Genomic DNA, 22,326 nt, shown 5'->3' on the forward strand with positions numbered 1-22,326 from the left:
ACCTCGCAAACCAGGGCTGGATGGGCATCCAGTTTCGCCACAATGGCGGGCCATGCCGGAAGCCACGCCGACCCCCGCTTCACCTGCCAAAGCGGCAAAGCCCGCCGCCGCTGCGCCCTCGGGCCCGCGGCGGGCGATGGAGCGCCTGGGCCTGATCCGGCCCATCGACCTGGCCCTGCACCTGCCGCTGCGCTACGAGGACGAAACCCGGCTCGTGCGCCTGCGCGACGCGCGCCCCGGCGACACCGTGCAGTTCGAGGCCACGGTGAGCGACAGCCGCGTGGAGGTGCGCCGCCGCCGCCAGCTGCTGGTGAGCCTGCGCGACGACGACGGCCAGACCGTGCTGCTGCGCTTTTTGCACTTCTACCCCTCGCACCAAAAGACCCTGAGCGAAGGCCGGCGCGTGCGCGTGCGCGGCGAGCTCAAGGGCGGCCTGTTCGGCCGCGAGATGGTGCACCCGACCTTCAAGGCCGTGGAGCCCGACACGCCGCTGGCCGCCGCGCTCACGCCGGTCTACCCCGCCGGGGCCGGCCTGCCGCAGGCCTACCTGCGCAAGGCCATCGAGGCCGCGCTGCCGCGCGCGCCGCTGCACGAGCTGCTGCCGCACGGATGCGTGCCCGCAGGCCTGCCGCCGCTGCGCGAGGCCCTGACCCTGCTGCACCACCCGCCGCCCAGCGTGCCGCAGCAGCAGCTGCAAGAGCACACGCACCCGGCCTGGCAGCGCCTGAAGTTCGAAGAGCTGCTGGCCCAGCAGCTGAGCCAGCTGCAAAGCAAGGCCCTGCGCGCCCAGCACCGCGCGCCCGAGCTGCGCGGCCGCGGCCTGGTGGAGCGCTTGCTGGCGGCGCTGCCCTTCGCGCTGACGGGCGCGCAGCAGCGCGTGGCCGAAGAGATCGCGACCGACTTGGGCCAGGCGCAGCCCATGCACCGCCTGCTGCAAGGCGACGTGGGCTCGGGCAAAACCGTGGTGGCCGCGCTGGCCGCGGCCGTGTGCATCGACGCCGGCTGGCAGTGCGCGCTGATGGCGCCCACCGAGCTGCTGGCCGAGCAGCACCTGCGCAAGCTGGTGGGCTGGCTGGAGCCCCTGGGCGTGCGGGTGGCCTGGATCACCGGCAGCGTGAAGGGCAAGAAGCGCGAGGGCCTGCTGGCCGATGCCGCCAGCGGCGAGGCGCAGCTGGTGGTGGGCACGCACGCCGTCATCGAAGACAAGGTGCAGTTCGACCGCCTGGGCCTGGCCATCGTGGACGAGCAGCACCGCTTCGGCGTGGCCCAGCGCCTGGCCCTGCGCCGCAAGCTGGCCGAGCGCGGCCTGGAGCCGCACCTGCTGATGATGAGCGCCACGCCCATCCCGCGCACCCTGGCCATGAGCTACTACGCCGACCTGGACGTGAGCACGCTGGACGAGCTGCCGCCCGGGCGCTCGCCCATCGTCACCAAGGTGTTTGGCATGGGCAAGCGCGACGAGGTGATCGAGCGCATCGCGCACGAGATCGACGCCGGCAAGCAGGTCTACTGGGTCTGCCCGCTGATCGAGGAAAGCGAAGAGAGCGACCTGCAGGCCGCCACCGTGACGCACGCCGAGCTGGCCGACCTGCTCGGCCCCGAGCGCGTGGGCCTGCTGCACGGGCGGCTCAAGGCCGACGAGAAGGCGGCGGTGATGGCGCGCTTCTCGGCCAACGAACTGCCGCTGCTGGTGGCCACCACCGTCATCGAGGTGGGCGTGGACGTGCCCAACGCCACGCTGATGGTCATCGAGCACGCCGAGCGCTTCGGCCTGGCGCAGCTGCACCAGCTGCGCGGGCGCGTGGGGCGTGGCGCGCAGGCCAGCGTGTGCGTGCTGCTCTACAGCGGCCCCTTGAGCGAGAGCGGCCGCGAGCGCCTGAAGGCCATGGCCGAGACGACCGACGGCTTCGAGATCGCCCGCCGCGACCTCGCCATCCGCGGCCCCGGCGAGTTCATGGGCCACCGCCAAAGCGGCGCCGACCTGCTGCGCTTTGCCGACCTGCAAGACGACGCCCCCCTGCTGGTGGCCGCCCGCGCCCAAGCCCCCGCGCTGCTGCGCGAACACCCCCAAGCGGCGCAGGCGCACGTGCAGCGTTGGTTGGGCGGCAAGGCAGAACTGTTGAAAGCCTGAGCATGGATGCCACCGCCCCTTCAGCCCCCACCGACTTCATCGGCGTCTTCCCCGAGGCCCTCGACCGCGCCCTTTGCCAGCGCCTGATCGACGCCTTCGAGGCCAGCCCGCACCGCGTGCCGGGCCGCACCGGCGGTGGGGTCGACGTGACCAAGAAGCGCTCCAGCGACCTTTACCTGAACGACCACCCCGAGTGGCGCGAGGCCCTGCTGCAGGTGCAAAAGGCCGTCACCTTCCAGGCCACCGAGTACTTCCGGCGCCACCCCTTCGGCTTGATCGCGCCCATCGCCCTGACGGTGGCCGACCCCGCCACCGGGGCGCCGACGCCGCTGACGATCGACAACTGGGCCACGCACGGCGAGCCGCGCGCGATGGACCTGATGCGCACCCTGTACCGGCTGGGGCCGGTGCAGATGCAGAAGTACGACCAAGGCAGCGGCAACTACGGCTACTGGCACTGCGAGACCTACCCCGACAACGCCCGCGCCGAGGCGCTGCACCGCGCCTTCCTGTTCATGGTCTACCTGAACGACGTGACCGAAGGCGGCGAGACCGACTTCTTCCACCAGCAGCGCAGCCTGCAGCCCACGGCCGGCACCTTGGTCATCGCGCCGGCGGGCTTCACGCACACGCACCGCGGGCGCGTGCCGGTGTCGGGGCACAAGTACATCCTGACAAGCTGGATCCTGTTCCAGCGGGCGGAGGCGCTGTACCGCTGAGCCGGACCGCTGGCATGGGGTTGCCGTGACATTGCACCGTTGTGGGGCCTAGACGCCCGCGCTAACCCTGCTGCCCGGCGCAACAAAGGGTTTCAAAGTCGGTTCCATTGCAACCTCCCCAGGGAGCCGACGAATGAACCCCATGCAACCCAGCGACCAGTTGGTCGCCCGCCTGATCAACCTGTTTCGGCAAGCGTTCGGCCCGTCCGCCTTCATGGCGGCCGAGCGCGGCCTGACCCAGCTGAGTGGCTTTGCCGCCGCCGCCGCGGCCTTGATGGGCTTTGGCCTTGCGCTGTTCGCCGCCATCAAGACCGACGCCCTGTCGCTGATGCTGTTGGGCGTCGCCTGGGTCGTGGCCGTGGCCGTGCTGCACTTCATCGGCTCGCGGATGCTGGTCAGTTGCGCGCTCACGCTGCGCAACACGCCGTCGAACGTGTCCTCGCAAGACTACTTGGAGGTCTTGGGGCTGAGCTGCATCGTCGTGCTGATCGGCGCCTTGCTGGGCGGCCTGTACCTGGCCATCAAGCTGAGCAGCTTGACGCCCCTGTGGTACGGCCTGGGTGGCGCCATCACGATGCTGTTCTTCGCCAGCATGTACCTCAATCCAACGCTGATCAACACCAAGGTGCACGCCACCGCGTCGGCCGGTGAAGACGCCGTGGCCGTCTCGGTCCTGACCCTCAAAACCTTCGTTCGCCTGGCGCCGGTGGTGTTTGCCGTGCTGACCTTGGCCGGGGCGGGCGCACTGGGCTACGGCCTGGTGCAGTTGGCCAAAGAGGGCGCCGACGAAATCATGATCGGTGGGCTGGCCTCGGCCTCGGGCTTCGGCATCGTGGCCGTGGGCCTGCTGTACCCGCTGGGCGCCTACCTGAGCTTCGTGCTGGGCTACTTGGTGCTGGACATCGCGCGCTCCATCTTGTCGCTGCCCCGCCTGCTGCAGCCGGCCGGGGGCGCGGCCGAAACCGAGCCCGTGGCGCCCGCGGCCCCGGCCGCCGAGGTGGCCGAGGCCTCGCCCTCGCAAACCGCCGCCTTGAAGCTCATGGCGGGCATCGCCGGTGCGGCCCTGGTGCTGGGCATCGTGGGGGTCCAAGGGAAGCAGTACTACAACGAGTACCAGGAGAAGCGCGCCATCGCCAAGATGGAAGAAGAGCGCATCGCGGCCGAAAAGAAGGCCGAGGAGGAACGCGTGCGGGCCGAGCAGGAACAGCAAAAGGCCGAAGCCGCGCGCATCGCCAAGATCGCAGCGGCCGTCACCGCCTTGAAAGGCCGCGAGGCCATCGACCTCGTGGTGTCGCCCGAGGTCTCGGCGCCGATCAAGGCCATGTTGGGCAACCAACAGGCCACCTTCGAGCGCTACTTCGCCGTGGGCCAGCCGGTGCTCGTGCAAGAGGGCTTCGTCGTGGCCACCGGTTGCATGGTGGACTCGTGCGGCAGCAACGAAGGGATCGTGGCCGTGAACACCGCCACCGGCAGCGTGCACGCCGCGGTGTACTTCAACCAACAGGTCAAGATCCTGGGCGACGACACCGCCAGCTCGGCCCCTGCGCCGATCCGCAAGTGGGCCCTGAAGTTCCAGTGACCCCAGGCGGGGGGTCACACCCCTTGCCGGCCGTCGCGGTGGGCAGGCGCCACCGCGCACGGTGACGCCCGGTACCGGGCCGCCAGGCTGTCATAGGGTTTTCACTTAGTTTTGCGATCCTCTTGGCCATCACCACCAAGGAGAACGCGATGAACCGCTGGATGCGCACCTGGAACGCGATGGGCCGTTGGGTCTTGAAGGGCGAGGCCTACCTCGCGGACGGGGGCGGCCAAGGCCTGCTGTTGCTGGGCGTGGCCGGCACCTTCGTCCTCGGTTTGGTGCGCTTGGCACATTGACCGCCTTCGGCCGCTGCTTAGACTGGCCCCCAGCGTCTCGGGAGGACGATCGGGGCATGACAGCGCGACAACAGCGGCGATGGGGGGCAGCGGCCGTGGGCGCGTTGCTGGCGGCACTGCACCTCGGCGTGGCGGCCAGCGAGGCAGCACGTGGGTGCCCGGCCGAGGCGGTGCGCATCGCGCTGCCCGACCTGCCCGCGGGTGAGTTCCTCAAGGGCAAGGGCGACCGCTTCGCCAGCCCCGACCCCGGGCACCTGGTGCGCGAGTTGCGCGAGGTCGAGCAGCGACTGGGCTGCCGCTTCGAGCTGGTGCGATTGCCCGTGGTGCGCATGGTGCGCGAGGCCAGCGCGGGCCAGTTCGACCTGGTGGTGCCCACCCCCGAGGCCATGGCCTTGGCCCAGGGCTGGTTGCTGCCGCGCAGCGGCGACCGGACCAACCTGCAGTTGGCGGTGGGGCACTCCAGCCTCAGCCTGTTCGTGCTCAGCACGCGCGCCGACGACCTGCGCACCGCCTGGGCCAGCGACGGCCGCCCCAAGGGCAGCGTGGGCGTGGTGGCGGGCAGCGTGCCTGCGGAGCACGCCAAGGCCGCGGGTTGGAGCGCGCAGACCATCCAGGACTTCGAGCGGGGGCTGGCGATGCTGATGCTGCAGCGCGTGGACCACGTGTTCGCCCCGGCCCTCTCGCTGGCCGACAGCGAGCCCGTGCGCAGTGGCGAGGTGGTCGCGCTGTTGCCACCGGTGCTGCCGGTGGCCTACTTTCCCGCCGCGACGCCGGCCTTCGGGCAACGCCACCCCGAGTTCTTGCGCGCGTTTTGGCGGGCGGCCTGCCAGGCCTCGCTCGCGCGCCGCAGCGACCGGCCGAGCTGCAAGCCCTGAGCGCCGCTCAGGCGCCGGTGGCCACGGGCTTGACCCGCAAGGCCCACACCACGCCGGCCACCAAGAGGCCAATGCCCAACAAAGCCAGGCCCGAGGGCGCCGCCCCGCGCAGGGCGTAGCCGTAGGCCAGCGCGGCCAGGGTCTCGAAGACGATCAGCTGGCCCACCAGGGTCGTGGGCAGGCGCTGGCTGGCCTCGTTCCAGCACAGGGTGCCGCCCCAGCTGGCGAACAGGCCGATGGCCAGCATCAGCCCGACGAAGGCCAGGGGCTGGGGGCCCAGGGGCAGCGCGAAGTCGGCCGGCACGCCCGGCAGGCCCAGGGCCTGCAAGGCGAGCAGCGCGAGCAGGCCCAGCAGCGACATGGGCAGGGTCACCAAACCCTGCGCCGTGGCCCAGGCCCGCGGGTTGCGGTCGGGATGGGCGCGCAGCCAATCGGCGTTGCGAATGGGGTACCAGGTCCAGGCGGCGAGTGCCACCAGGGCGATGGCCGCGCCCTGCAGATAGCGGCCGGTTTCGTCAGCGGCCAGGCCGGCCGCCTCGGTGTGGTTGACGCACGCAATGCCGAGGCCGATGGCCGCCAGCGAAGGCGCCAAGCGGCCCCAAGGCAGGTGGCCGTCGCGCTGCGCGTTGCGCCGGTTGCTGGCCACCGCGATGACCACGGGCAAGGTCCCGATGATCACGCTCACCAGCGGGTTGCCCGCGCGCTGGATGGCCGCCGCCAGGCACAGGTAGTAGAGGAAGTTGCCGATGGCGCTGAGCTTGGCGGCCTCCCACCAGTCGGCGGCGCGCAGCGCGCGCAGGTCCTGGCGGTCCAGCAAGGCCAGGGGCAGGCACAGCAGGCCGAAGGCCAGGTAGCGGCCCACGGCCAGCAGCGCCGGCGGGTAGGCGGGGAGCATCAGCGGGGCGACGAACACCAGGCCCCACATCAGGCCGGCGGCCAGCGCGAATGCGGTGCCCGACAGCAACTGCGGGGCGGCGGGGGCGGTGGACGGGGGCATGGGCGGGCGGGACAGGCGGGAGCGCGCAGTGTCGCCGTGCAAAAGCACCGCGCGAGCGCCCTGGCGTGACCCGCCCGGGCGGCAACCCCAGGCCGATCGGGCGGCGCCAGGTCGACACTGGCACCCCACCCCGAATTCGCCCGCCTCGTTCATGCGCGCCCCCTGCCCGCCACGCGCCCTGGCCCCCGACCGGCCGGGCGCCCACGTCCACCGAACGGCATGAACCCGGTCGACGACCTCGCCTGGCTGGAGGCCCACCGGCCGGCCTACTGGGCCGAGCCCTCGCGGGCCACGCAGTGGCTGCCCGAGGCCCTGGCGCGCTGGGAACGCGCGCGCCACGGCCCGCCCAGCCACGAGGCGGTGGCGCTGGCCCTGTTCACGGCGCAGTTGCTGGCGGAGGCCTGGCGTTCGGAAGACGTGCACACGCTCACCGAGCAGGCGCTGCCCTGGGTGCGCGAAGGCTGGGGCGAGGCGCACCGCAGCGGCCTGTTGCAGTTCGCCTGCCGCATGCACCTGCGCTTTGCGCGCATCCCCGAGGCCCTGGCGGTGCTGCAAGAGCTGCAAGCCCTGGCCGCGCAAAGCCAGCGCGAGCTGGACCGCGCGCACGCGGCGCGGGCCCTGGCGCACACCCTGTTCGCGCAGTACGAGCTGCCGCGGGCGCTCGACGCCATCGACGACGCCCTGCAAGGCTACGAACGCGCCGGCGAAGGCAGCTGCTGGGTGGACCTGCACGTGCTGCGCGCCTTCGTGCTCGACGCGATGGGCGACGCCGCCGGGCGCCTGGCGGCCAACTTGCGCGGCGCCGAGGCCGCGGCGGCGCAGCGGCGCTGGACCTTCGCCTGCAACGCCATGACCGGGGCCGCCGAGGCCTGGGCCACCCGCGGCGAGTTGGTGGAGGCCGAGGCGGCGCTGGTCGAGTGCCGGCGCTACCTGGCCCTGGCCGGCGAGGGCGCCGAGCGCATCGCCAAAGAAGTCTGGGCCGTGGAGGCGTTTTGCGCCGCCGAGCGCGGTGAACCCGCCCAGGCCCTGGCGCTGATGAAGCAGGTGATCGCGCTGGGCGAGGCCTGGTCGACCCGGCGCCAATTGGCCAAGCGCCTGGCCCAGGCCGCCCCATGGGCGGCGCAAGCCGGCCAGGCCGAAGAAGCCCTGGCGCTGCTGGCACGCTCGCATGCCCTGGAGCTGGCCGAGCACCAGGACGCGAGCAACCGCGAGTCCTTGCTGAAGCTGGAGCGCATCGAGCGCCAGCACGCGCAGGCCGAGCAGGCCCGCAGCGAAGAGCACGCCCGCGCGCTGCAGGTGCAGATGCGCGTGCTCGAGCACGCGTTGGAGGTGCAGCGCGAGCTGCAGGCCGAGCTGGTGCAGACCAGCAAGCTGGCCACCCTGGGCAGCCTGCTGGCCGGGCTGGCGCACGAAATGAACACCCCGGTGGGCAACGCCCTCGCGGCCCTGAGCGCGCTGCAAGAACGCGTGGGCGCCTTGACGCAGGCCGTGGACCAAGGCGGGCTGACGCGCACGCGCCTGCTGCAGGACCTGGACGAGGTGCAGCGGGCCGCCGCCTTGGCCCGGGACGGGCTGGACCGCGGCATCGGCCTGCTGCAGCAGTACAAGGACATCGGCACGGCGCCCGACCGCGAGCCTTTGCAGGCCGTGGCGCTGCCGGACTTCGTGCGCAGCGTGTGGGGCCGGGTCATCCCGCCAGGGCGCATGCTGAGCCTGCGGGTGTACGCGCCTTGGTCGCTGCACGTGCCCACCAACGCCCTGGCCGACGTGCTGGTGCAGTTGTTCCAGAACTGCGACCGGCACGCCTTCGCGCCCGAGGCCACGGGCGAGGTGCGCGTGCGCGCCTGGGTCGAGGACGGTCGCATGCACCTGCAGGTCAGCGACAACGGCCGCGGCATCGCGCCCGAGTTGCTGCCGAAGGTGTTCGACCCCTACGTGTCGACGCAGTTCGGCCAAGGCCGCAGCGGCCTGGGCCTGTTCGTGGCGCAGGTCAGCGCCACGCAACGCCTGGGCGGGCGCCTGACGGCCGCGAACCGGCGCCAGGGCGGCGCCAGCTTCACCTTGAGCTGGGCCCTGCGGCCCAGCGACGGCGCGGCGCCTTTGGCCTCGCCCCGCTCGGGCGACCGCGCCCGAGCTTGACCAACCGGCGACCGCGCCCGGGCTTGATCAACCGGCGAACGCGCTAAGGCTCGATCACGCCGCGGCCGCGCTCGGGCCGCTGGCCATCGCGCGCCGCTGCAGGCGCCAGGCCCGCAGCAGGGCACGGACCTCGTCGTCGGGCACCGGGTGCAACTTGCGGTACTCGCGGCAGTCGCTGGTGCGGGTCATGAGGCGGTGGTTGATCAACTCGCGGCGCAGGGTGGCCGGGTCGCCGAAGAGGTGCAGGGCCTTCAGGCGCTCGTTGACCTCGCGCTCGCTGTAAACGCGCTTGGCGTCGAAGTGCTGCCACAGCAGCCACATCGCCAGGCGCTGCACGCTGAACTTCACCGGCCAGCGCATCAAGCGACCGCGGCTGTCGAACTGCTGCAAGGCCTTGCGCGCGCCCTCGCTCAGGGGCAGCGGGGCGGGGGCGTCTTCGGCGGCCAGGGGCGCGTCGGGCACCGGCGCCATGGCCGCCTGCAAGGCCTGCAGGTTGCGGAAGCCCTGCGCGCGGGCCATCAGGTTGAGCAACTCCACGTGCCCGGGCGGCTCGGCCCGTTCGCGCAAAGACTGGCCGAGCGCGCGGGCGAAGCGCGACGCGTCGGTGACGACAAACGACAAGGGAACTCGGTGCATGCCGGACCTCCATGGCGTGCGCGCGACCCCGGCGCCAAAGGCGCGGGCACTGGGGGTTGCCGACTTCCAGACTGGCGCACGCGAGGCGTGGCAAGTGCGGGCGAATGCGGGCAGGTTTAGCTCGCGGCGGGGGCCGCGCGGCAACGCCTGGGTGAACTGCCGACCGGGTCGTGATGGTAGACCCAGTCGGCGCGATCGGCCTGGTCGGCCTGGACGGCCCTCGCTCAGTGCATCTGAACCGGGGTCTGGCTCAGGTTGGCGTAGCGCTCGATGAAGTCGTCGTAGTCCTCTTCGCTCGAATCGCCCTCGCTCAGGGCCTCGACGCCTTCCTGGAACTGCTGGGCCAGGGCGCCTTCGATGAAGATTTCTTTGCGGGCGAACTTGTCGACGATTTCGTACCCCCCGCGCGAAAGGTGCGGGGCATCGTCCTCGTGGTGCGCGTCGGTGACGGGCACGTCAAAGCGAACCACGATGTAGCTGTCTGACTGGTAGAGCAGGTGCATGACTTCCTCCTGACCGTTGACGTGGTGCGCAAAACGCCGCTTTCAAGGGCTGGCGTGAGCCCATCTTGGCACGGTGCCCAGAAAAGCGGGGGCTTGCCCCCTTTCATCGGCCGCTCGGTGTGGGAGATTGATCACGCCCGGTCACGGCGAAGCGCCGGAAGCGGCAGGATTCCACAGCAGCTCCCAGCGCTCGTCGCCCAGCACTTTGTGCACCAGGCGCAAGGGGCGCTGCGCATCGGCAGGGTCCAGCCACAGCTCGATCTCGGCCTGCGCTTGGCCTTGGGCCACGCGCCGCCAGCGCTGGGCCTGGCGCACCTGCCCGTCGGGCAGGGTCAGCGGCTCGGACCCGACGCGCTCGAAACGCCAGGGGTGCGTGCGGCCGCGCCAATCGACCACGGCCAACTCGGCCACCTGCGCCTCGGGCCGCGCCTGCAGCAGGGCCGGCAGTTGCAGCATCCAACTCAGGCGGTCTTGCTGCTGCGCCGTGGGCTGGGCCTCGGCGTCGTGGATCACGCGCTGGCCCTGGCGGCCGCGCTGCACGGCAAAGCGCTGCGGCGCCAGGCCCTGCAGGCCCAGCTCGCCCCGGCTTTCCCATCGCGGCAGCGCCCGTTGCTCGGTCCGGCGGTGCAGCACCAGGCTGTAGCGCTCGGCGTCGTCCGCGCCCGCCGGACCGGGCTCGCGCCGCCATTCCAACCAGGCCTCGCCGGCGTGGCCCTCGTGCGTCAGCACGTAGCCCCAGCGCGCCGTGCCAGGCAGGGCCAGGGCTGGGGACGCCGCCGGGGCCGCGGAGGCGTCCCGCTCTGACGCCGGCGGTGGAAGTGGGGCCGCGGCCGGCGCCTCGGTCGGCGCAGGGCGCGGTGGGGGCCGCGTCACGCCCGCCACGCGCAGCGCCGTCGCAGCCGGTGGGGCGGGTGGGAGGGGTGGCGCGGGGGCCGCCGCGCTCTCCGGTGGGGCCAGCGTGCGCAGCCGCAAGGCCGGCGCCGCGCCCACGGCGGGCGAGGCCTCCGGGCGCAACGCCACCGGCCGGGGCCATAGCAACACGGCGTGCAGCGCCAGCGCGCCCAGCCACCACGGCAGCCAGCCCCGAGGGCGGGGCGCAGAATCGGCGGCCTTTGACGCGAGCATGGCTCGCATTGTCGGAACAAGCCCCGAAGGAGAGCCCTGTGATGCAACGACGTGCCCTGTGCGGCCTGACCTGTTGGGCCCTGGCGCCCCACGCCTGGGCCCTGTCGCTCAGCGAGACCGACGCCGCCAGCGGCGTGCGCGCGGCCTTGGAGCGCGGGGCCGGCGCGGCCGTGGACGCCCTGGGCCGCAACGGGGGGTTCTTCAACCACCCCACCTTGAAGATCGAGTTGCCCGGGCACCTGAAGAGCGCGGCCAAGCTGCTGAAGGCCACCGGCCAAGGCAAGAAGGTCGACGCCCTGGTGCTGGCCATGAACCGCGCGGCCGAGCAGGCCGTGCCGGCCGCGCGCGACCTGCTGGTGCAAACGGTCAAGGGCCTCAGCGTGGAGGACGCGCTGCAGTTGGTGCGCGGCCGCGGCGACGACGCCGTGACCCGCTTCTTCGAAAGCAAAACCCGCGTGCCCCTGGGCGCCAAGTTCCTGCCGATCGTCACGCAGGCCACCGAGCGCGAGAGCCTGGCCGACAAGTACAACGCCGTGGCCGGCAAGGCCGCGGGCCTGGGCCTGGTGAAGGACGAGGACAAGACCATCGAGGGCTACGTCACGCGCAAGGCCCTGGACGGCCTCTACTGGATGATCGGCGAGGAGGAAAAGAAGATCCGCCAAGACCCGGTGGGCACCGGCAGTGCGCTGCTGAAGAAGGTGTTCGGTCGATGAGGCGCTGGCGCATCGCCCTGGCCGGCATCGGCTTGGGATTGAGCGTGGGCTGGGCCACGGTCCAGGCCCAAACCGCCCCCGGCCCGCTGCGCTGGGCGGCGCAAAACGACGTGCTGACCCTGGACCCGCACAGCCAGAACCACGCCACCACCCTGTCCTTGCTGCAGCACTGCTACGAAGGCCTGACGCGCTTCGACGCCAAGCTGCAGATCGAGCCCGCGCTGGCCACGGGCTGGACGGTGATGAGCCCCACGCAAGTGCGCTTCCAGCTGCGCCGCGGCGTCAAGTTCCACGACGGCACGCCCTTCAGCGCCGACGACGTGGTGTTCAGCTTCCAGCGCATCACCGCGCCCACGGGCAACCTGCAAAGCTACGTGAGCGGCATCCAGGCCGTGCGCAAGGTCGACGCCCACACCGTGGACCTGCTGCTCAAGGCGCCCAACCCCGCGCTGCTCGGCAACCTGACCGACTTCCGCATCGTCAGCAAGGCCTGGGCCGAGAAGCACCGCACGCTGCAGCCGCCCGACTTCCGCGCCAAGCAAGAGAACCACGCCTCGCGCAACGCCATGGGCACGGGGCCCTACAAGATCACCGCCTGGGTGCCCGAGCAGCGCCTGAGCCTGGTGCAGAACCCCGAATGGTGGGACGCCAAGAACGCCAGCAACGTCACCGAGGCGGTGTACCTGCCGATCAAGAGCGACCAGACGCGCATGGCGGCGCTGATGTCGGGCGAGGTGGACCTGCTGACCGAAGTGCCCTTGCAAGACGTGGCGCGGCTCAAGGCCGACGCCCGCCTGAAGCTGCTGATGGGCAACGAAGTGCGCGCCATCTTCATCGGCATGGACCAGGGCTCGCCCGAGATCGCCGGGGGCAGCGTCAAGGGCGCCAACCCCTTCAAGGACCGCCGCGTGCGCGAGGCGATGAACCTGGCGATCGACCGCCTGGCCCTGCAGCGCGCCATCATGCGCGGCCTCTCGATGCCGGCCGGCAGCCTGGTGTCGCCGGGCGTGGACGGCCACGACGCCAGCGTGGACGCGCCCTTGGCGGCCGACCCGGCGCGGGCGAAGACGCTGCTGGCCGAGGCGGGCTACCCGCAGGGCTTCGCCGTGCCCTTCCAGTGCCCGAACAACCGCTACGTCAACGACGAGGAAATCTGCCAGGCGGTGGTGGCCATGTGGGCCCGCATCGGCGTGCGCGCCACGCTCGCCACGGAGGGCTTCTCGACCTTCAGCGCCCGCGTGCAGCAGTTCGCCTACCCGCTGTACCTGTTCGGCTGGAGCGCCCCCACCTACGACGCCTTCCCCACGCTGCAGGCCCTGGCCCGCACCCGCGGCACGGGGGCAGACGGCAGCTTCAACTACTTCCGCCTGAGCGACCCCGCGCTGGACGCGCTGATCGACGCCGCCGCGGTGGAGATGGACCCGGCCAAGCGCACGCGGCTGATGGTGGACGCGCAGGCGCGCATCAAGGCCGAGCACTACTTCATCCCCTTGCACCACCAGGTGCGGCCCTGGGCCATGAAGCCCAACGTGAGCACCTTGCACCGCTCCAACGACCGGCCGGAGATGCGCTTCACGCAGCGCCGCTGACGGCGGCAGGTCGGCCTTCTACACTTGCTGCAACCGCTTTCAGACACCGACCCCGTCCGGGTCCTGCCCCCCGTTTCGCATGCGCAAAAGCCCTCCTGCCGGTGACCGATCGTCCGGCCCCGTGACCCTCGGCATGGTGGCCGAGGCCAGCGGCGTCTCGCCCAGCACGGTGTCGCGCATCCTGAACGGCACCGCCATCGTCAGCCCCGAGAAGCGCGCCGCGGTGGACCGCGCCATCGCCGAACTCGGCTTCGTGCCCAACCCCATCGCGCGCGGCCTGGCCGGTGGGCGCACGATGAGCGTGGGCGTGGTCACGCAGAGCATCGACAGCCCCTTCTACGGGGTGGCGCTGCGCGGGATCGAGGAGACCCTGGAGCCGGCCGGCTACAGCGCGCTCTTCGTCAGCGGGCACTGGGACGAGGCGGTGGAGAAGCGCTGCATCGACACCCTGCGCAGCCGCCGCGTGGACGGCATGATCATCCTCAACGGCCGCCTGGGCGACGCCGCGCTCAAGGCCCTGGCCAAGGCCCTGCCGGTGGTCGTCACCGGCCGCAGCCTGAAAGCGCCGGGCCTGTGCGCGCTGGACTTCAACAACGTGGAAGGCGCGCGCCTGGCCACGCAGCACCTGATCGACCTGGGGCACCGCGACATCGCCCACCTCAGCGGCGACCTGGCCCACCCCGACGCGCGCGACCGCCTGGCCGGCTACCGCGCCGCCCTGGAGGCCGCGGGCCTGCCGTTCCGCGAGGCCTTGGTGGAGAGCGGCGGCTACTTCGAGGACGGCGGCCGCGACGCCACGCAGCGCCTGCTGGACCGCGGTGCCCGCTTCACGGCGCTGTTCGCGGCCAACGACCAGATGGCCTTCGGCGCCTCGGTGGCGCTGCACAAGCAGGGCCTGCGCGTGCCGCAAGACGTCTCGCTGGTGGGCTTCGACGACCTGGCCCTGGCCGCGCACATGGCGCCCCCGCTGAGCACCGTGCACCAAGCCAGCCTGGAGTTGGGGCGCACCGCGGCGCAGGGCATGCTGAACCTGCTGGCCGGCGACAAGCCCGCCCTGTCCCTGCCCGAGCCGCGCCTGATCGTGCGCGACTCCTCGGGGCCCGCCGCGCGCAGGCGCTGAACCACCCGGCGCGCTCAGCCGGGCTTCGGTTCGTCGCCCGCGGCCTCGGCCCGCTCGCGCGCGTCGCGCTGCGCGCGCACCCAAGCGTCGGCCTCGTGCGGGTGCTCGAACTCCTGCATGAGCAGGTGGTACTGCTCAAACAAGCTGGCGAACCGGCGGCGCATGAAGCGCATGCCTTCCAGCTCGGGGTCGGCCACCCAGGCCACCGCCGCCAGGCGGTGCGGCCGGCTGTAGACGGCGATGAAGCCCTGCGTGTAGGCCTCGAAGGCCTCGGGCGACATCAGCGCGCTGTGGTGCCAGTGCACCACGCCCCCGAACCAGCGCCCCTTGACCAACCAGCGCTGGCGCGCCAAGGCCCGCATGCGGTCGTAGCGCTGCAGGGCCTCGAGGTTGAAGGGGCCGATGGCGTCCCACCACACCACGCCGTCGCGCCAGCCCACGCGGAACTCGCCGTGCGGCGCGAAACCCGCCGCCGGCAGGTCGTGCGTCGACATCACCCCGTCGGAGACGGGCGTGGGGACGTACGGCGGTCGGTGCGGCATGGGCGGATGGTAGGCCGCGCGGCCGGCCTCGCCCTTCGCAAAGGGCCGTGACCTTCGGCAGGGGATAGGTGTACCAGTGGACTGGTACAGTGGTTCACTCCATCGCCATGCTGCCCATCCAGTTCCAAATCAACACCGGCTCGGCCGAGCCCATCTACCGCCAGCTCATGGAGCAGGTGCGGCGCCGCGTGGCCGCGGGGCAGTGGGTGGCGGGCCAGGAACTGCCCTCGGTGCGGGAACTGTCGGCCGAGCTGACGGTGCACCCGATGACCATCAGCAAGGCCTACAGCCTGCTGGAGGGCGAGGGCCTGTTGGAACGCCGCCGTGGCCTGCCGATGGTGATCGCCGCGGCGCACCGCAAGGCGGCGCCGGGGCGCGAGCGCATCGAGCAGTTGCGCCCCACCTTGCAGCGCGCGGCCGACGAGGCCCGCGAGCTGGGCATCGCCCCGGCGCAGGCCCTGGCGCTTTTTGAACACCTCTTGAACGACGACCCTGGGAGTCCCCGATGAACGCCCCCCTCCTCCACGCCGCCCCGCAGGTGCAGATCGACGGCCTGACCCTGGCCTACGACAAGAAGGCCGCGCCCGTGCTGCGCGGGCTGGACTGGACGCTCAAGCCGGGCCAAGTCGTGGGCCTGCTGGGCCGCAACGGCGCCGGCAAGACCACGCTGCTCGAGGCCCTGCTGGGCCTGCGCGAGCCGCAGAGCGGCACGGTGCAGCTCTTCGGCCAGGCCGCGAACGCGCTGGACGACGCCGCGCGGGCCCGCATCGGCTACGTGCCGCAGGGCAGCGACCTGTTCGAGAACCTGACGCCCGCGCAGCTGCTGGCGTATTTCAAGGCCTTCTACCCCCGCTGGAACCAGGCCAAAGTGGACGGGCTGATGGCGCGCTGGGCCATCCCCGCCGACCAGGCCATCGGCAAGCTCAGCGGCGGGCAACAGCAGCGCCTGTCCATCATCCGCGCGCTGGCGCACGAGCCGGACCTGCTGATCCTGGACGAGCCCGTGGCGAGCCTGGACCCCATCGGCCGGCGCGACTTCCTGCGCGAGCTGGTCGACCACGTCATCAACCGCGGCACCACGGTGGTGTTCTCCACCCACATCCTCAGCGACTTGGAGCGCGTGGCGTTCAATGTGGCCTTCTTGAAGGACGGCCAGATCGCGTTGCAGTCGCCCTTGGACGAGCTGCTGGAGCAAACCCGCCGCGTCACGGGCGAGGCCACCGCCGTGGCCGCCTTTGCCAAGGCACACCAGCTGGCCACGCTGGCCAGCCAAGCGGCCCAGCCGGGGCAAAGCCGCCTCGTGCTGCGCGGCAGCTGGCCCGAGGCCCTGCCCGAGGCGCTGCTGTTGCAAACGGTGACCTTGGACGACCTCTTCGAGGTGCTGACGTGACCCTGCGCGCGCTGGGCACCGTGCTGCGCGCGGCCGCCCGCCGGCCGCGCGGGCCCGAGGTCTTGGCCATCGGCGGCGCGCTCTTTGGCCTGGGCTTCGCCGCCCTGTCGCTGGGGCGCCCGTGGGTGGTGAACGCTTCCATCGTGCTCGGCGTGTTGGTGACCCTCGTGGCCCAGCACTTGGTGCACGGCGTGGCCCGCCAGAACCACCCGCACCTGGCGCGCTTGATGCCCCGCCACCCCCAGGCCCTGCGGCAGGCCATGGGCGCGATCGTGTCGGCTGGCCTGCTGGTCACGGCGGCCCTGACCTGGCTGCTGGTGCCGCAGGAGCGCCCAGCCATGCTGCTCGTGGCCCCCTTGGTGATGTGGCTCTCGGGCTGCCTGGCCCTGGCGCGCACGGGCCTGGCCCTGCTCGCGCCGGCGCTGGCCGTCGGCACGCTGTGGGGCGCGCGCCAACTGGGCTTCGACAAGACCGAGGCCCTGTGGGCGGGCATCGCGGTGGCCGCCGCCTTGGCGCAGTTCGTCCTGCCGCGGCTGCTGCGGCGCGGCGACGCCCAACACGCCACCCAATGGCGCCGCCGCCGCAACACCGAGGCCTTGCTCGCCGTTTCGCTGGAAGGCGGCAAGCTCGGGGCCTGGCAGGGCCAGGGTTGGCTTGCCCGCCTGATGCGCTGGTGGCTGTGGCCGACGCGGCGCATGCTCGACGCGGCCCGGGCTCCAGTGCGCGATGCGCGCGACGCGCTGCGCCGCAGCCATTGGTCGGTGAGCCCCAGCCTGCACCTGGCGCAGCAGACCTGGCTCTTGCTGACCGTGGGCGTGCCCTTGTTCGCGCTGGCGGTGGCGCCCACGGCCCTGCGCAGCGAGCCCTCTGCTTGGACCCCGCCCTTGCTCCAAGGCCTATCGGTGGGCCTGGCGATGTGGCTGTTCCTGCTCAACATCGGCGCGACGCTGACCGAGCACTGGAGCACGCGCGCCGAACAGGCCCTGTTGCGCCTGCTGCCCGGGCTGCCCCAGGGCGAGGCCCTGGGGCGGGCGTGGCGGGCGCAGTTGCGCCGGCACGCGATCGGCGGCTGGTTCTTGCACGCCGTACCGGCCGTGGCCGCGAGCCTGGCCTGGGGCCCCGGCCTGTGGCCCCACGCCTTGGCGGGCTGCCTGGTGGCGGCCCCGGCGGCGCTGCTCGTGCCCCTGACCCGTTGGCAGCACCAGGGCGCGCCCCGCGGCACCTGGATGAACTGGGTCAGCGCTTGGGCAGCGGTGTGCGGCGCCGTGGCGGCCCTGCCGGCGGCCGGTGGCCCGCCCCTGGGCACCGTGGCCATCGCCGCCGGCCTGTTGGGTGCCTGCTTGGCCTGGCGCTGGCGGCCCCTGCCCCGCAGCGCCCCCTGGCCGACCGGTCATGCCGGCCTCGTCGACGCGGTCGACCCCCTTGCAAAGGACGCCTGAGCATGTCGCGATCCCCTTGGTTCCCGTTGGCCGCCCACACCTGGCGCGGCATGCACAACGCAGGCCAAACGCGCCCCCTGGCGGCCGGTTTGGTGCTGGCGGCGCTGGCGCTGTGGCTGTTGCCACGGGCCACGGCCCTGTCGCACGACTTCCTCGCGGGCATGGTCAGCGCCGTGGCCTGGGTCGGTCTGTGGTGGGTGCAGGTCGAGGCCCTGTTGCAGCAAAACCGGGCCACGCTCGCGCGCCTGGTGCCCGGCCATGCACAGGCCCTGCGGCGCAGCCTGGTGGCGCAATGGCTGGTCTTCACCGCACTCGGGGTGCTGCTGGTGGCCGCGTCCTTGGGGGCCTGGGACCGCTGGGCGGCCTGGGCGGCCGGCGGCGGCCTGCTGCTGTTCGCACTGACCTGGCTGATCCGCCACCCCGTGCTCTGGCTCCCGGTGAGCGTCGCCTTCTTCGGCGGCCTGTCGCAGCTGCGCCGCTTCCGCGCGGACCTGGTGGCCGCGCGCGACGCCGCCCTGGCCGTGTTGAGCGACCCCCTGCAAGGCCCGCTGTTCTTGGCGCTCGGGGCCCTGGTGCTGGGGCTGCTGCTGCGGCGTGCGATCGGCGACGGCAACGGCGCACACCGCCGCCACACCGAGCGGCGCGACCGGATGCTGGCCCTGAACCGTGCCATGCAGTCGGGCCAAGGGCTGCCGGCCAAGCACCAAACCGGCTGGACGGGCAGCCTGCACCGGCTGGCCGCGCTGCCCTGGCAGGCGCTGATGGCGCGCCAGTTGCAGCCCGGCGTGTCGCCCGCCGCGATCGGGCGGCTCAACCTCGTGCTGGCCGGCCCCTCGCACTGGGCGCGCCAACTGGGCGTGGCCCTGCTGGTGCTGCTGTTCGTGATGCTGCCCCTGGTGGCGCTCTTCCTGTGGCTGCCCCCAAGTCGCAGCGGCCAGTCGCCGATGGACGCCATGCGCTACGGCCTGTGCATGGGCTTGTTCAGCATGGGCCTGAACCCCTTGATGCAGCTCAGCGGCGCGCTGTCGGCGCGGCGGCGCGAACAAGGCCTGCTGATGCTGGCACCCGGGGTGCCCCAGGGCCGGGCCTTGCGCGACGCCTGGGCCGCTTACCAGGTGCGGCAGTTCCTCATCGGCTGGGGGCTGTGCACCGCCGGCACCTGGGTGTTGGTCGGCGTCTTCGGCAGCGCCGACGCCCAGGGTTTCGTGGCGGGCTTCGCGGCGGGCTGCTTGCCCTTGGTGCGGCTGGCCTGGCGCGACTGGGCGCGGCTGAAAGACAGCGGCTTGCGCAGCACGCGCAGCGTGCAGGTGGCCAGCTTGGCGGTGTTGGGCGGCGGCACGCTGACGGGCACCGTGGCCGAGAAGCTGGCGCTCCCTTCGGGCCTGAGTCTCGGCCTGGGCGTGTTGGCCGCGCTGGCCTTGGGCGCTTGGGCCTGGGCCCGGCGCGACCGCCTTCCCGCCCCCTTCCCGGTGGGGCGCCTACAGGGGTAGTTCGGTGAAATAGCGCCCGCCGTGGAAGATCAGCGGCTGGGCGCCCGCACGGTGGACACAGCGTTCCACCTCGCCCACGAAGATCACGTGGTCGCCCTCTTCGTACTGGCTGCGGTTGGCGCACTCGAACACCGCGGCACAGCCCGGGATCAGCGGCACGCCGCCGGCCCCGTCTTCGGTCACCAAGCCGGCAAAGCGGTCGATGTCGCGCGTGGCGAAGCGCTTGGCCAGCTCGATCTGCTCGGCCGCCAGGATGTGGATGGCGTAGTGGCTGCCCCGCGCGAAGGTGGGCATGGTGTGCGCCGCCGTGCGCAGGCTCCACAGCACCAGGGGCGGGCCGAGGCTGACGGAGTTGAAGCTGTTGGCCGTCAAGCCCACCGGCGTGCCGTCGGCCGCGCGTGCGGTCACGATGGTGACGCCCGTGGCGAACAGCCCGAGCGCGGCGCGGAACGAGGGGGCGTCAGGCGGCGACATGCCCGCATTGTGGTCGGGCCTACGATCCCGCGCCGCCCGCCCCCCGCTTCCCCCTCCGACCGACATGCTCTTCGCCCGCCTGCACCGCCTCGCCATCGTCGTCCTCTTGGGCTTCGCCTCGGGCCTGCCCCTGGCGCTCAGCGGCCAGGCCATGCAGGGCTGGTTGACGCAAAGCGGCCTGAGCCTGGCCACCATCGGCTTCCTCACGCTGGTGGGCCTGCCCTACACCTTCAAGTTCCTGTGGGCGCCGCTGATCGATCGCTTCGACCTTCCTTTGTTTGGGCGGCGTCGGGGGTGGATCGCCTTGACGCAGGCCCTGCTGGCCGCCGCGCTGTGGGGCATCTCGCAGTTGGACCCGGCCACGCAGCTCGGCCCCTTCGCCGCGCTGGCGGTGCTGATCGCCTTCCTGAGCGCCAGCCAAGACGCCGCCTACGACGCCTACCGCGCCGACCTGCTGCCGCCCGACGAGCGCGCGCTGGGCGCCAGCCTCAACACCTTGGGCTACCGCCTGGCCATGGTGGTCAGCGGCGGGCTGGCCTTCATCTGGGTCGACCCGGCCGCCGGGGCCTTGAGTTGGCCCACGGTGTACCGCGGCTTCGCGCTGACCATGCTGGGCGCCGCCGTGCTGACGCTCGCCGCCAGCCCCCGCCTGCCGCGCACCCTGCGGCCCGAGACCGATGCGCGGCGCGACCTCGTCGGCTTCGCCGCCGTGGTGGCCGCCGTGGCAGCGGGCGTGGTGCTCACGCAGCAGGTGCTGGAGCCGGCGGTGCAGGCCCTGCTGGCCCCGGCCACGCCCTTGGGCAAGAAGTGGGCCGACCTGGCGGTGCTGCTGCTGGGCCTGGCCGTGGTGGGGCCGCTGGCGGCCTACACGGCCCGGCGCGCGCGCTTTGGCACCCTGCTCAGCGGCCTGAACGACTACCTGGCCCAGCCCGGTGCCAAGGCCATGCTGGCGCTGATCGTGCTCTACAAGCTGGGCGACGCCTTCTCGGTGAGCCTGCTCACACCGTTTTTGCTGACCGGCGTGGGCTTCGGCAGCGCCGAGGTGGGCGTGGCCAACAAGCTCTTCGGCCTGTGGCTGAGCATCGGCGGTGCGCTGCTGGGCGGCCTGCTGATGCTGCGCCTGGGCCTGTTTCGCGCGCTGCTGGCCTTCGCCGTGCTGCAGGGCGTCAGCAACCTCGGCTTTTGGTGGCTGGCGGTGCAAGGCGCCGGGCAGATGGGCGCGGTGACCGTGCCGGCCTTCGACTGGACCATCGTGAAACTGGCCACCGAGACCCGGCTCGATGGGGGCCTCCTGATGGTGGTGGCCATCGACAACCTGTGCGGCGGCATGGGCACCGCCGCCTTCCTCGCCTTCATGATGGCCCTGTGCCAGCAGCGCTACTCGGCCACGCAGTTCGCGCTCCTGTCGGCCCTGGCCTCGGTGGGCCGGGTCTGGGTGGGGCCGCTGGCCGGCGTGCTGGCCGAGAGCATCGGCTGGCCCACCTTCTTCCTCGTGTCGATCGCCTTCGCCGTGCCGGGCGTGCTCTTGTTGTGGGCCCTGCGCGCCCCCATCTCGGCGCTCGATCGCCCCAAAGGTGACACGCCGGCCGACGACTGACCACAATCACCGCCATGAACCTGCTGCCCGACCACGACCCCCACCTGCCCAGCGCGCCCCCGCACGGCTGGGGCCGCTGCGACTGCCACCCCACGCCCACGACACGGCGCCTGTTCACCGGCCTGCTGGTGGCGGGGGGCGCGAGCGCCGCGCTGGCGCAAGAGGGCATCGACGTGGGCCGCACCAGCCGCTTCACCAGGCTGGTGCCGGCCGGTCAGGTGGAGCAACTGGGGGCGCAGCAGTACACGCAACTCAAGCGCGAGGCCTTCGCGCAGAACGCCCTGCTGCCCGGCAGCCACCCCCAGGTGGTGCGCCTGCGCTACATCGCGCAGCGTCTCTTGCCGTTCGCGCCGCCCTGGAACGCGGCGGCGCGCGATTGGCAGTGGGAGGTCAACGTGCTGGCCAGCAAGCAGCTCAACGCCTTTTGCATGCCCGGCGGCAAGATCGCCTTCTACACGGGCATCCTGGTGCAACTGCAACTCAGCGACGACGAGGTGGCCACCATCATGGGCCACGAGATCGCCCACGCGCTGCGCGAGCACGCCCGCGAGCGCATGGGCAAGGAGCTGTCGCGGCGGGTCGGCGTCAGCGTGGTGTCCAGCCTGTTCGGCCTGGGCAACACCGCCACGGCCGGGGCCGACCTCTTCACCCAACTGGCCGCGCGCGGCTGGGGCCGCGAGGACGAGAGCGAGGCCGACCTGGTGGGCATGGACCTGGCCGCCCGCGCCGGCTACGACCCGGCGGCCGGCATCAGCCTGTGGGAAAAGATGGGCCGCGCCAACAAGGGCGGCCCGCCGCAGTGGCTGAGCACGCACCCCAGCGGGCCCACGCGCATCCGCGACATCCAGGCCAACCTGCCCAAGGTCACCGGCCTGTTCAACCGGGCGCCCAAGCCCGACCAGCGCTTCCCGCCGGCCCAGGCCTGATCCTCAATCCAGGCCCCGGGGCCGTGTCCCCGTCGCAAACCGCCCG

The 22,326-nt window shown here is 72.3% G+C and carries 21 protein-coding genes; 15 read left to right on the top strand and 6 right to left on the bottom strand.

Going from position 1 to position 22,326, the window contains the following annotated elements:
* The first annotated feature begins 52 nt into the window (after positions 1-52).
* The 5 genes from recG (at position 53) to EOD73_RS12375 (ending at position 5,600) form a co-directional block, all read left to right on the top strand.
* Positions 53-2,131, top strand: coding sequence for an ATP-dependent DNA helicase RecG (gene recG, locus EOD73_RS12360; protein WP_127683312.1), 2,079 nt, complete (start codon positions 53-55; stop codon positions 2,129-2,131).
* 2 nt (positions 2,132-2,133) lie between these two features.
* On the top strand, positions 2,134-2,850 hold the full coding sequence (locus tag EOD73_RS12365) for a 2OG-Fe(II) oxygenase (protein ID WP_127683313.1): 717 nt from the start codon (positions 2,134-2,136) through the stop codon (positions 2,848-2,850).
* Positions 2,851-2,983: 133 nt separating this feature from the next.
* Positions 2,984-4,429, top strand: coding sequence for an Ivy family c-type lysozyme inhibitor (locus EOD73_RS12370; RefSeq protein ID WP_127683314.1), 1,446 nt, complete (start codon positions 2,984-2,986; stop codon positions 4,427-4,429).
* Positions 4,430-4,578: 149 nt separating this feature from the next.
* Positions 4,579-4,725 carry a hypothetical protein gene (locus EOD73_RS17570; RefSeq protein WP_164846064.1) on the top strand — a complete coding sequence of 49 codons (147 nt, stop codon included), beginning with the start codon at positions 4,579-4,581 and terminating at the stop codon, positions 4,723-4,725.
* 56 nt (positions 4,726-4,781) lie between these two features.
* On the top strand, positions 4,782-5,600 hold the full coding sequence (locus tag EOD73_RS12375; RefSeq protein ID WP_127683315.1) for a transporter substrate-binding domain-containing protein: 819 nt from the start codon (positions 4,782-4,784) through the stop codon (positions 5,598-5,600).
* Between the two features lie 7 nt (positions 5,601-5,607).
* Here EOD73_RS12375 and EOD73_RS12380 read toward each other — a convergent pair whose 3' ends face one another.
* The gene (locus EOD73_RS12380; protein WP_127683496.1) at positions 5,608-6,564 is read right to left on the bottom strand and encodes a DMT family transporter; all 957 of its coding nucleotides are present in this window, start codon (positions 6,562-6,564) and stop codon (positions 5,608-5,610) included.
* A gap of 252 nt (positions 6,565-6,816) precedes the next feature.
* Between EOD73_RS12380 and EOD73_RS12385 the strand changes: the two genes are divergently transcribed.
* Positions 6,817-8,736: a sensor histidine kinase gene (locus EOD73_RS12385; protein WP_127683316.1), complete on the top strand. Its 1,920-nt coding sequence runs from the start codon at positions 6,817-6,819 to the stop codon at positions 8,734-8,736.
* A gap of 54 nt (positions 8,737-8,790) precedes the next feature.
* Here EOD73_RS12385 and EOD73_RS12390 read toward each other — a convergent pair whose 3' ends face one another.
* The 3 genes from EOD73_RS12390 to EOD73_RS12400 form a co-directional block, all read right to left on the bottom strand.
* Entirely contained in the window at positions 8,791-9,372 is a 582-nt protein-coding gene (locus EOD73_RS12390; protein WP_127683317.1) for a DUF2087 domain-containing protein, read from the bottom strand.
* A gap of 224 nt (positions 9,373-9,596) precedes the next feature.
* Positions 9,597-9,875 (bottom strand): BTH_I0359 family protein, encoded by a 279-nt coding sequence (locus EOD73_RS12395; protein WP_127683318.1) that lies wholly within the window; start codon positions 9,873-9,875, stop codon positions 9,597-9,599.
* A gap of 141 nt (positions 9,876-10,016) precedes the next feature.
* Complete coding sequence (locus EOD73_RS12400; RefSeq protein WP_127683319.1) at positions 10,017-11,000, bottom strand: hypothetical protein; 984 nt, start codon at positions 10,998-11,000, stop codon at positions 10,017-10,019.
* A 41-nt stretch (positions 11,001-11,041) separates the two neighbouring features.
* Here EOD73_RS12400 and EOD73_RS12405 point away from each other — a divergent pair, with 41 nt between their 5' ends.
* The 3 genes from EOD73_RS12405 (at position 11,042) to EOD73_RS12415 (ending at position 14,422) form a co-directional block, all read left to right on the top strand.
* Positions 11,042-11,713: a DUF4197 domain-containing protein gene (locus EOD73_RS12405; protein ID WP_127683320.1), complete on the top strand. Its 672-nt coding sequence runs from the start codon at positions 11,042-11,044 to the stop codon at positions 11,711-11,713.
* Positions 11,710-13,302, top strand: a complete 1,593-nt coding sequence (locus tag EOD73_RS12410) for an ABC transporter substrate-binding protein (RefSeq protein ID WP_127683321.1) — start codon at positions 11,710-11,712, stop codon at positions 13,300-13,302. The genes EOD73_RS12405 and EOD73_RS12410 overlap by 4 nt, the downstream gene beginning before the upstream one ends.
* Positions 13,303-13,423: 121 nt before the next feature.
* A complete protein-coding gene (locus tag EOD73_RS12415; protein ID WP_240660702.1) occupies positions 13,424-14,422 on the top strand; it encodes a LacI family DNA-binding transcriptional regulator in 999 nt (332 codons plus the stop codon).
* A gap of 14 nt (positions 14,423-14,436) precedes the next feature.
* On the opposite strand, the gene EOD73_RS12420 is transcribed toward EOD73_RS12415, so the two are convergent.
* The gene (locus EOD73_RS12420) at positions 14,437-14,964 is read right to left on the bottom strand and encodes a hypothetical protein (protein ID WP_127683323.1); all 528 of its coding nucleotides are present in this window, start codon (positions 14,962-14,964) and stop codon (positions 14,437-14,439) included.
* Between the two features lie 107 nt (positions 14,965-15,071).
* Between EOD73_RS12420 and EOD73_RS12425 the strand changes: the two genes are divergently transcribed.
* The 4 genes from EOD73_RS12425 to EOD73_RS12440 are packed head-to-tail and all read left to right on the top strand — an operon-like array spanning position 15,072 to position 19,283.
* Complete coding sequence (locus EOD73_RS12425; RefSeq protein ID WP_127683324.1) at positions 15,072-15,473, top strand: GntR family transcriptional regulator; 402 nt, start codon at positions 15,072-15,074, stop codon at positions 15,471-15,473.
* Positions 15,470-16,354, top strand: a complete 885-nt coding sequence (locus EOD73_RS12430) for an ABC transporter ATP-binding protein (RefSeq protein ID WP_127683325.1) — start codon at positions 15,470-15,472, stop codon at positions 16,352-16,354. The genes EOD73_RS12425 and EOD73_RS12430 overlap by 4 nt, the downstream gene beginning before the upstream one ends.
* On the top strand, positions 16,351-17,793 hold the full coding sequence (locus EOD73_RS12435) for a hypothetical protein (RefSeq protein WP_127683326.1): 1,443 nt from the start codon (positions 16,351-16,353) through the stop codon (positions 17,791-17,793). The genes EOD73_RS12430 and EOD73_RS12435 overlap by 4 nt, the downstream gene beginning before the upstream one ends.
* 2 nt (positions 17,794-17,795) lie before the next feature.
* A complete protein-coding gene (locus EOD73_RS12440) occupies positions 17,796-19,283 on the top strand; it encodes a hypothetical protein (RefSeq protein WP_127683327.1) in 1,488 nt (495 codons plus the stop codon).
* On the opposite strand, the gene EOD73_RS12445 is transcribed toward EOD73_RS12440, so the two are convergent.
* Complete coding sequence (locus tag EOD73_RS12445) at positions 19,272-19,757, bottom strand: flavin reductase family protein (protein WP_127683328.1); 486 nt, start codon at positions 19,755-19,757, stop codon at positions 19,272-19,274. The two genes, EOD73_RS12440 and EOD73_RS12445, sit on opposite strands and share 12 nt — an antisense overlap.
* A 64-nt stretch (positions 19,758-19,821) precedes the next feature.
* Between EOD73_RS12445 and EOD73_RS12450 the strand changes: the two genes are divergently transcribed.
* Positions 19,822-21,354, top strand: a complete 1,533-nt coding sequence (locus tag EOD73_RS12450; protein WP_127683329.1) for an AmpG family muropeptide MFS transporter — start codon at positions 19,822-19,824, stop codon at positions 21,352-21,354.
* Positions 21,355-21,368: 14 nt separating this feature from the next.
* The gene (locus tag EOD73_RS12455; RefSeq protein WP_127683330.1) at positions 21,369-22,280 is read left to right on the top strand and encodes a M48 family metallopeptidase; all 912 of its coding nucleotides are present in this window, start codon (positions 21,369-21,371) and stop codon (positions 22,278-22,280) included.
* The last annotated feature ends 46 nt before the right edge of the window (positions 22,281-22,326 follow it).

Source organism: Inhella crocodyli, assembly GCF_004004565.1.
Taxonomy (GTDB): Bacteria; Pseudomonadota; Gammaproteobacteria; order Burkholderiales; family Burkholderiaceae_C; genus Inhella; species Inhella crocodyli.